At 72.4% G+C, this 8,990-nt stretch carries 8 protein-coding genes and 1 pseudogene; 5 read left to right on the top strand and 4 right to left on the bottom strand.

Translation table 11 applies throughout. The features are described from left to right. The 3 genes and pseudogenes from ACFTWP_RS04855 to ACFTWP_RS04845 all read right to left on the bottom strand — a co-directional run. Window positions 1-188: pseudogene (locus ACFTWP_RS04855) on the bottom strand (ABC transporter permease); the annotation flags it as partial. Then, the gene (locus ACFTWP_RS04850; protein ID WP_380262713.1) at window positions 185-1,696 is read right to left on the bottom strand and encodes a sugar ABC transporter ATP-binding protein; all 1,512 of its coding nucleotides are present in this window, start codon (window positions 1,694-1,696) and stop codon (window positions 185-187) included. The gene ACFTWP_RS04850 and the pseudogene ACFTWP_RS04855, both read right to left, overlap by 4 nt. A gap of 204 nt (window positions 1,697-1,900) precedes the next feature. Further along, window positions 1,901-2,953, bottom strand: a complete 1,053-nt coding sequence (locus ACFTWP_RS04845) for a substrate-binding domain-containing protein (RefSeq protein ID WP_380262711.1) — start codon at window positions 2,951-2,953, stop codon at window positions 1,901-1,903. Window positions 2,954-3,574: 621 nt separating this feature from the next. Between ACFTWP_RS04845 and ACFTWP_RS04840 the strand changes: the two genes are divergently transcribed. Next, the gene (locus ACFTWP_RS04840) at window positions 3,575-3,907 is read left to right on the top strand and encodes a hypothetical protein (protein WP_380262709.1); all 333 of its coding nucleotides are present in this window, start codon (window positions 3,575-3,577) and stop codon (window positions 3,905-3,907) included. A gap of 125 nt (window positions 3,908-4,032) precedes the next feature. Continuing rightward, window positions 4,033-4,698 carry a GntR family transcriptional regulator gene (locus ACFTWP_RS04835; RefSeq protein WP_380262707.1) on the top strand — a complete coding sequence of 222 codons (666 nt, stop codon included), beginning with the start codon at window positions 4,033-4,035 and terminating at the stop codon, window positions 4,696-4,698. Between the two features lie 29 nt (window positions 4,699-4,727). Here ACFTWP_RS04835 and ACFTWP_RS04830 read toward each other — a convergent pair whose 3' ends face one another. Continuing rightward, entirely contained in the window at window positions 4,728-5,447 is a 720-nt protein-coding gene (locus ACFTWP_RS04830; protein ID WP_380262704.1) for a FadR/GntR family transcriptional regulator, read from the bottom strand. Window positions 5,448-5,821: 374 nt separating this feature from the next. On the opposite strand from ACFTWP_RS04830, the gene ACFTWP_RS04825 reads away from it, so the two are divergent. Genes ACFTWP_RS04825 through ACFTWP_RS04815 form a run of 3 tightly spaced genes read left to right on the top strand, consistent with a single transcriptional unit; the run spans window position 5,822 to window position 8,977 of the window. Next, window positions 5,822-7,129, top strand: a complete 1,308-nt coding sequence (locus ACFTWP_RS04825) for an enolase C-terminal domain-like protein (RefSeq protein ID WP_380262702.1) — start codon at window positions 5,822-5,824, stop codon at window positions 7,127-7,129. 49 nt (window positions 7,130-7,178) lie between these two features. Next, a complete protein-coding gene (locus ACFTWP_RS04820) occupies window positions 7,179-8,126 on the top strand; it encodes an aldo/keto reductase (protein ID WP_380262700.1) in 948 nt (315 codons plus the stop codon). Beyond that, window positions 8,123-8,977: an amidohydrolase family protein gene (locus ACFTWP_RS04815; protein ID WP_380262698.1), complete on the top strand. Its 855-nt coding sequence runs from the start codon at window positions 8,123-8,125 to the stop codon at window positions 8,975-8,977. The genes ACFTWP_RS04820 and ACFTWP_RS04815 overlap by 4 nt, the downstream gene beginning before the upstream one ends. Window positions 8,978-8,990 lie beyond the last annotated feature (13 nt).

The following is an 8,990-nucleotide window of genomic DNA, read 5'->3' as shown; positions in this document are numbered from 1 at the left end:
ATGACCTGGAGGTTGGTGAGGCTGAGGTAGTTGTCGTTGAGGGTGCCGAACAGGGTGAGGACGAGGGCGAGGGCGCCGATCAGGCTGAGGTTCTGACCGCCGACGGAGGCGAGGACTCGCGGCGCGCGGGGGGCCTTGGTGGGAGGCTGTTCGGTGTTCTGGGCGGGCGGCTGGGTGGTGGTGGTCATCGGGTTGCTCCTGGGGCGGGTGCGGCCTGGGTGGCGAGGTCGTCGGCCATGGCGAGGTGGAGGATGGCCTCCTCGGTGGCGTCGGCCCGGGGGAGTTCGCCGGTGATGCGGCCGTTCTGCATGACGACGACGCGGTCGGCGAGGCCGAGGACCTCGGGCAGTTCGGAGGAGATCACCAGGAGGGCGACGCCGTCCTTCGCGAGGTCGGCGATGATCCGGTAGATCTCCGCCTTGGCGCCGACGTCGATGCCGCGGGTCGGCTCGTCGAGGATCAGCAGTGCCGGTCTGCGGGCCAGCCAGCGGGCGAGGACGACCTTCTGCTGGTTGCCGCCGGAGAGTTTGCGGACCTCGTGCTCGATCGAGGGCGTGCGCACCCGCAGCCGGTCGGTGAACTCCTGCGCCAGCGCGCGTTCCTGGCGACGGTGGACGAACCTCAGGCGGCGCAGCCGGTCGAGGACGACCAGTGAGGTGTTGTCGCGGATCGAGCGGTGCAGGAAGAGGGCCTGGGCTTTGCGCTCCTCGGGCGCGAGGCCGATGCCGGCGGCGATGGCGGCGCCGGGTCGGCCGGGGCGCAGGGTTCGGCCGTCCAGGGTGATGGTTCCGCTGTGGACGGGGTGGTCGCCGGCGAGGGCGAGGGCGAGTTCGGAGCGTCCGGCGCCGATGAGCCCGGCCAGGCCCACGACTTCGCCGGCCCGGACGGTGAGGTCGATGTCGTGGACGTGGTCGGTGGTGAGGCCCTGGACGTCGAGGACGACGTGGTCGGTGGCGACGCGTTCGCGGGTGAAGAGGGTGGTGAGGTCGCGGCCGACCATGAGGCGTACGAGGTCGCCTTCGGTGGTGGTGGCGGTGTCCTGGACGCCGGCGAGTTCGCCGTCGCGCAGGACGGCGATGCGGTCGGCGAGTTGGAAGATCTCCTTCATCCGGTGGGAGACGTAGACGACGGCGATCTGCTGGTCGCGCAGCCGGCGGATGAGGGCGAACAGCGCGTCGACCTCGTGTTCGGACAGGGAGGAGGTGGGCTCGTCGAAGGCGATGACCTTCGCCTCGCCGGTGAGCGCCCGGAGGATCTCGACGAGTTGGCGTTGGGCGGGGGCGAGTTGGGAGCCGAGCAGGTCGGGCTCCAGGACGTCGGAGAAGCCGAGCCGCTGCAGGTCGGCGGTGATCCGGCGGTTCAGTTCGGCGCGGTCGAGGCGGCGGCCGGCCGTGCGGGGGAGGGCGCCGGCGTAGACGTTCTCGGCGACGGAGACGTGCGGGATGATCTCGGGTTCCTGCGGGATGATCCGGATTCCGGCGGCGCGGGCCTGGGCGGGGGTGGCGAGGTCGATCCGGTGGCCGTCGAGGACGACGTGGCCGTCGGTGGGTCGATGGTCGCCGGTCAGGATCTTCAGCAGGGTGGACTTGCCGGCGCCGTTCTCCCCCATCAGCGCGGTGACCTGGCCGGCGGGGAAGTCCAGGGTGACCCCGCCGAGGGCCTGTACCGCGCCGAAGCGCTTGGTGACCTGCCGCACCCCCGCACCACCGGCACCCCGCACCCCCGCACCACCGGCACCGGTCGGACGGTCGGTCGGTGGGCGGCCGTCCGGATTCGAGCTGCGCGCTCGGCTCATCGTGCTTCACCTCTGGAAGGGTCGTTCGGGTGAGGGCTGGTGGGTGCGCTGCTCCGGCCCGCCGGGAGGAGTGCGGGGCCGGAGCGGGCGGTCGTGCGGCCGGGGTCAGTGGCAGGTGACGCCGGCGCTCTTCCAGGTGGCGGCGTCGACCATGGTGGTGGGGGCGAAGGCTTCGGCGGGGAAGTCCTTGCCGTTCTTGAGCTTGTCGAACATGGTCTGGACGGCGAGGGCGCCGACGTCCTTGCCGTTGATGAACAGGGCGGCCTTCATGCCGGAGGGCTTGGTGCCGCTCCAGTCCTTGCAGGCGAGGTAGGCGCCGAGGCCGACGCCGATGACGTTGTCCGCGCCGACGCCGGCGTTCTCCAGTGCGGTGACGCCGCCCTGGACGTTCTCGTCGTTGCAGCCCCAGACGACCCAGTGCTTGACGCCGGCGTTCGCGGTGATCGTGGCGGCGATCTTGTCCTGGGCGCCGGTGGGGGTGTTGTCGGTGGCCACGTCGATGTTCTGCACCTGCGTGCCCGCGCCGGCCGTGAACGCCTCCTTCGCGGCCTTGACCCGGTCCCCGCAGACGGTGACGTCCTGCTTCCAGGCGGAGAGGGTGCGGGTCTCGGCCGGGTTCCAGCCGGCCTTCCCGAACTCCTCGGCGGCGCGCTTGCCGACCTCCCCGCCCATCTGGGCGCCCGAGAAGCCGATCCGGGCGACGAGGGTGTCCTTGGCGCAGGCCGACGGGTCCGGGCCGGTCGCGCAGATCTGGTCGTCGGAGGTGAGCAGGGCGATCTTGGCGTCCTTCGCGGTCTGCACGATCTGCGGCCCGACCGCCGGGTCCGGCACCACGATGATGACACCGTTGGTCTTCTGCGCGATCGCCGACTGCACCTCGCTGACGGTCTTGTTGGCGTCGTTGCCCAGGTTCACGACCTTCAGGTCCACCCCCAGCTCCGCCGCCTTCGCCTTCGCCCCGGCCGCCTCACCGACGAAGTACTCCTGGTCACCCTGCTTCTGCAGGTACGTCATCGAGATCCTGCCGTCGACCTTGGCGACGTCACCTCCGCCGGTGCTCTCACGTCCGGTGGAACAGGCGGTGAGCGCGAGGGGGAGGAGCACGCCGGCCGCGGCGGCGGCGGAGAGTCGGCGGGTACGGCTGGGGGCGCTGGGCATGGGGATCCCTCGGGTGGGAGAAGGGTGGGAGGTCCGGCGGTCGGGCCGAGATCAGGTACTCGAGGCCCCGCCGGTGTGAGCACATTCAAACGAGATCGAACGTGATGCGCCATAGAGAACTAGCCAATCGCTCAAATGTCAACACTTAAGAACATGCTGACGGATCGACATGTCGCCACGGCCGGGTGATCCGGCGGTCCGGTGGTGGTGGGCCGACGCGTTCCGTGCCTGACGGCAGCTTCCGTGCGGTGTGCGGTCGGGCGCGAGTGCCGATTCGAGCACGGTCGCGCACCGATGGGATCAACGCGTAGGGGAACAGTAGGTAGTCGGGTGCGGGTCGGTCGGCCCGTGTGTCGGGGTCACGGTGCAGTGCCAGGAGGCGAGTTCGGTCGTTCCCCTGGCGCTGATGTCGTATATCGAATACGTTTCTGAGGCGTTGGCGGACCCGAGGACCGCTCTCCTGTCGAGGTCGACCGCCGACGCCCGGCGCATCCGCCGGCACCACCCCGGACGCGAGCCCGACGAAGGTGCCCGTGTCGCGCCGGGACCCGCCTCCGACGACCGCCGCGCCACCCGACCCCACCCCCACCCGACCCCACCCCCCATCCGGGAGGACCAGCAATGCACCGACCCGAACCGAGTCGCATCAGCCGCCGGACCAAGCTGCGCGTCGCCGCCATGGCGGGCGCCCCACGGTGCAACCCGTCCGCCGCGCGGGCGGCGGGCCTCGACTCGGACAGCTACACGATCCGCTTCGACGACGGGGCCCGGCAGACCGACCGCTCCTCCAGCCGGTCGTTCACCTACCCCGTGGACACCCGGACCGCCGCCTCGTTCCCGGGGCACCGGTTGGGCCCCACCACCACCAACCAGACGCTCGGCAGTCGGGCCGGGCCGGTGGTCACCCTGACCGTGCCCCCGCTCTCGGTCGAGTTCTGGGCCCGCAGCTCCTGAGGCGCCCCCTCGACGACCGGTGCGCGGCGCACCGCGCACCACCCGGCGGTCGTCCCGCCGTCCCGCCGTCAGGTCCGTCGCGCCCCGCTCTTCGCCAACGGGGGCATATCGCATACGATGAAGGGGTGACACAGGCGAACTGGGCGCGGCTGCCCGTGGTGAAGAGCAAGGCCGACCTCGTCTACGACAGCCTGCGGGCTGCCATTGCCGAGGGTGACCTCAAGCCGGGCGAGCGCATCAACATGGACGAGCTCGCCCGCAACCTCGGCGTGAGCAAGATCCCCATCCGCGAAGCCGTGAAGCGGCTGGAGGCGGACGGTCTGGTGGTGTCCCGGGTCCACTCCGGGGTGGCCGTCGCGGAGGTGGACGCGGCCGAGATGCGCGGGGTCTTCCTGGCCCGCGAGGCGATCGAGGGGCTGGTCGCCGGGCTCGCCGCGCAACGTGTCACCGATGCGCAGCTGGCCGAGCTGGAGGCGGTCCAGCAGCAGATGCGGGGGAGGCTGGGCACCCGCTCGCTGCAGAAGCTGCCGGAACTGAACTCGGAGTTCCACCGGATCCTGGCCGAGGCCGCGGGTTACCGGATCCTGGCCGAACTCACCGACCAACTGCTCCTCACCGTCCGCCGGCACCGGATCGCGTCGCCGGCCGACCCGGACAACTGGGCGCAGGTCATCGCCGAGCACGACGAGATCGTCGCCGCCCTGCGGCGCCGCGACCCGGATGCGGCGGCGCAGGCGGCCAAGGCCCACATCAACGCGCAGGCGGACCACGAGGTCGCGGACAAGGAGTGAGCCCTCGGGGCGGCCGGTGGGCCGGCGGCTCACTCCGGGGGGAGCCCGGTTCGGCCGTCGCCGACCGGTTCGGCCGGCATCTGCGCGCGCAGCCAGTTCTCGGTGGTGGTGACGTGCATCAGGGCGGCGGCCTGGGCGAGCGGCGCCTCCCGGGCCGACAGGGCGCGGAAGATCGCCTCGTGTTCGGCGATGGCCTGGTCCGCGGCGTCGCTGTCGACGAGCCCGCGCCAGACGCGGGCCCGCAGGGTGCGGTTGGAGATGCCCTCCAGCAGGGTGGTCAGGGTCTCGTTGCCGGTGGCGGCGATGACCGCGCGGTGGAAGGCGGCGTCGTGCAGGTTGAGGCGCTCGGGGTCCTGCCTGGCCTCGCGCATGGCGTCGAGGTGGCGTGCGACCTCGGCGAGGTCGGCGTCGCTGATCCTGCTCGCCGCGAGGCCGGTGGCCGCGGGTTCGAGGAGCCGGCGTGCCTCGGTGAGTTCCAGCAGGGTGTTCCCGCTCAACAGCTCCACCGCGGAGGAGAGGCCCTCCAGTAGCAGGCCCGGCGCCAGGCTGGTCACGTAGGTGCCGTCGCCGCGCCGGATTTCGAGGACCCGCGACACCACCAGGGTCTTGACGGCCTCGCGTACGAGGTTGCGCGAGAGGCCCAGCTCCACCGCCAGCTGCTGCTCGGGCGGCAGCTTGGCTCCGGGGGGCAGCTCACCGGATCTGACGAGTTCGCGGATCCGGGCGATGGCCTTGTCGGTCAGTGACATCCGTGAGCCCCTCGGCGGTCGGTGTGCTGCGGTCGGCCGGCGGTCGTCGGCCCCGGGAACACAGTGCCAGTGCGCGCTCCACCACCGTGCTGCCGTCCCGGCGGCCGAGCGCGGCCCAGCATAGCCAGACATCCCATCTCAATGGAACAGCGAACTCGAATCCCATGGGGAAGCTGCGAGATGTTTCGGCCTCCACCTGCGGAATTCAAAAATCCCTCGACGCGGGTCTGGACAGAACGGGGCTGACTCCCCGACAGTCATCCCATGTCTCGGCTGCAGGACGACGCCGATCGACCACTGCTCCCCGCATGCCTCGTGCCTGCCTTCCGCCTGCCGTTCGCAGGCCACCTCCCGCCTCGAAAGGGCACCTCCTGATGAACCGCATCATCGCGGTCGAAGCGCTGGACGTTCGCTTCCCCACCTCCCGCGGACTCGACGGCTCCGACGCGCTCAACCCCGAACCGGACTACTCGGCCGCCTACGTGATCGTCCGTACGAGCACGGGTGAGGAGGGCCACGGCCTGGCGTTCACGGTGGGCCGGGGCAACGACGTCCAGGTGGCCGCCGTCCGGGCCCTCGCCCCGCTGGTGGCCGGCCTGCCGGTCGACGCGACCCTGGCCGACCTCGGCGCCTTCTCCCGCCGGCTCACCGGTGACGGCCAACTACGTTGGCTGGGACCGGAGAAGGGCGCCATCCACATGGCCGCCGGCGCGATCGTCAACGCCATGTGGGACCTGTACGGCCGGCGTACCGGAAAGCCCGTCTGGCGCCTGCTCGCCGAGATGAGCCCGGAGCAGCTCGTCGCCCTCGTCGACTTCCGCTACCTGCGCGACGCGCTGACCCCGGAGGAGGCCCTGGAGATCCTGCGCCGGGCCGAGCCCGGACGCGCCGAGCGGCGGCGCCACCTACTGGAGCACGGCTACCCGGCGTACACCACCACCCCCGGCTGGCTCGGCTACGACGACGAGAAGCTCGTCCGGCTGTGCGAGGAGGCGGTCGCGGACGGCTTCACCCAGATCAAGCTCAAGGTGGGCGCCGACCCGGAGCGGGACCTCCACCGGCTGAGGCTGGCCCGGGCGACGGTCGGGCCGGACGTCCGGATCGCGATCGACGCCAACCAGGCCTGGGGAGTGGAGCAGGCCATCGACCTGATGGAGCCGCTCAAGGCGTGCGACCCCTACTGGATCGAGGAGCCGACCTCACCGGACGACATCCTCGGCCACGCCCGGATCCGCGCCGCCGTCGCACCGGTCAAGGTCGCCACCGGGGAGCACTGCCACAACCAGGTCATGTTCAAGCAACTCCTCCAGGCCGGCGCGATCGACGTCCTCCAACTCGACGCCAGCCGCGTCGCCGGGGTCACCGAGAACGTCGCCGTCCTGCTGCTCGCCGCGAAGTTCGGCGTGCCGGTCTGCCCGCACGCCGGCGGCGTCGGCCTCTGCGAGATGGTCCAGCACCTGGCGATGTTCGACTACGTGGCCGTCAGCGGCAGCACCGAGAACCGCGTCATCGAGTACGTCGACCACCTCCACGAGCACTTCACCGTCCCCGTCCGCATCGCGCGCGGGCACTACGTCGCCCCGACCGTCCCCGGCCTCGGCGCCCAGCTGCACCCCGGATCGGCCGCCGACCACCTGTACCCCGAGGGCCCGGTCTGGGCACCGCAGCCGACCCCCGTCTGACCGCCCCGGCCGGGACCCGCCCCGCCGACCCCACGGACCTGGACACCAGATGCGATACCGCCGACTGGGCACCACCGACCTGACCGTCTCCGAACTGGCCTTCGGCGCCTCACCACTGGGCTCCGTGTTCGGCCCCTTCGCCGAACAGGACGGCATCGACGCCGTCCGCACCGCCCTCGACCTGGGCGTCAACCTCTTCGACGTCGCCCCCTACTACGGGGACACCGCCGCCGAGTCCGTGCTCGGGCGCGCCCTGCGCGGCGTCGCCCGTGACGGCTACCTGCTGGCCACCAAGGTCGGCAGGTACGGCGCCGCCGACTTCGACTTCAGCGCCCGCCGGGTCACGCGCAGCGTCACCGAGAGCCTGCGCCGGCTGGGCACCGACCACCTCGACCTGATCCAGTGCCACGACATCGAGTTCGGCTCACCGGACCAGATCGTCGAGGAGACCCTCCCCGCACTGCGGCGCCTGCAGGAGCAGGGTCTCGTCCGCCACGTCGGCATCACCGGATACCCGCTGCCGCTGCTCGGCCGGGTCGCCGCGCGCACCCGGGTCGACACCGTGCTCTCCTACTGCCAGTACACGCTGCACGACCGCCGCCTGGCCACCTGGACGGCCCACTTCGCGGCCTGCGGAGCCGGGGTCGTCAACGCCTCGCCACTGGCGATGGGCGCACTCACCCGGCTCGGCGCACCCGACTGGCACCCCGGCTCCGCCGAGCTGCGCACCCGCTGCGCCGAGGCCGCCGACCTCTGCGAGGCCGCCGGCAGCGACCTCGCGAAGCTCGCCCTGCAGTTCTCCGCCCGCGCCCCGGGCGCCGCCACCACCGTCGTCGGCACCAGCAGCCCCGAGAAGGTCCGCCGCAACGTCGGCTGGTTGGCCGAACCGATCGACGAGGAGCTGCTCGCACGCGTCGAGGCCTGCCTCGCGCCGGTCCGCGACCAGGGCTGGACCAGCGGGCCGGCCCTCGACCACAGCCCGCGGGAGCGGCCGTGACACCGGGCATCGTCGACGCGCACGCGCACCTGTGGGACCCGGCCCGCTTCGACTACCCGTGGCTCACCGAACCCGCGCTGCGCCGGGCCTTCGGACCCGAGGACCTGGCCGCCGCGGCCGGCGAGCCGATCCGGGCCGTCGTCGTCGAGGCCGGGCGCCGGCCCGAGCAGGCCGCGGCCGAGCTCGACTGGGTGCGCGCCCGGGCCGAGCACCGCCCGGAGCTGCTCGGCATGGTCGTCCACCTCTCGCTGGAGGAGACCGAGGACCTGCCCGCGCGGATCCGCCGGCTGGCCGCCGACCCCTTCGTCGTCGGCGTGCGCCGCCTGCTCCAGGACGAGCCCGCCGGCTTCACCACCCGGGCCGCTCTGCGCGCCGGAGTGGCCCTGCTCGGCGACGCCGGCCTGCCCTTCGACGCCTGCGTGCGCGAGCACCAGCTCGGCGAACTGGACGACCTCGCGGCCGCCTGCCCGCAGACCGTCGTCGTCCTGGACCACCTCGGCAAACCCCGGCCGGGAGCGCCGGACGACGGGAGCTGGCACCGGGCGCTGCGCCGGCTCGCCGCCCGCCCCAACGTGGTCTGCAAACTCTCCGGACTGACCACCGAGGCGCTCCCCGGCCGGGCCACCCCCGACCTGCTGCGCCCCTACCTGCGGACGGCCCTCGACCTCTTCGGCCCCGACCGCTGCCTCTACGCCGGCGACTGGCCGGTGATGACCCTCGCCGGCCGCTACCGCGACTGGCTGGACCTCGTCCGGGCGGAGCTCTCAGGACTCCCGGCCACCGACACGCAGGCCGTCCTCGGCGGCAACGCGCTGCGCGTCTACCGGCCCGTCGGCACGCCGACCCGCTGATCCGCCGGCCCAC

This window comes from Kitasatospora sp. NPDC057015 (assembly GCF_042673745.1).
Taxonomy (GTDB): Bacteria; Actinomycetota; Actinomycetes; order Streptomycetales; family Streptomycetaceae; genus Kitasatospora.
Note: the sequence above shows the minus strand (reverse complement) of the source record. Positions and strands in the feature narration are given on the sequence as shown.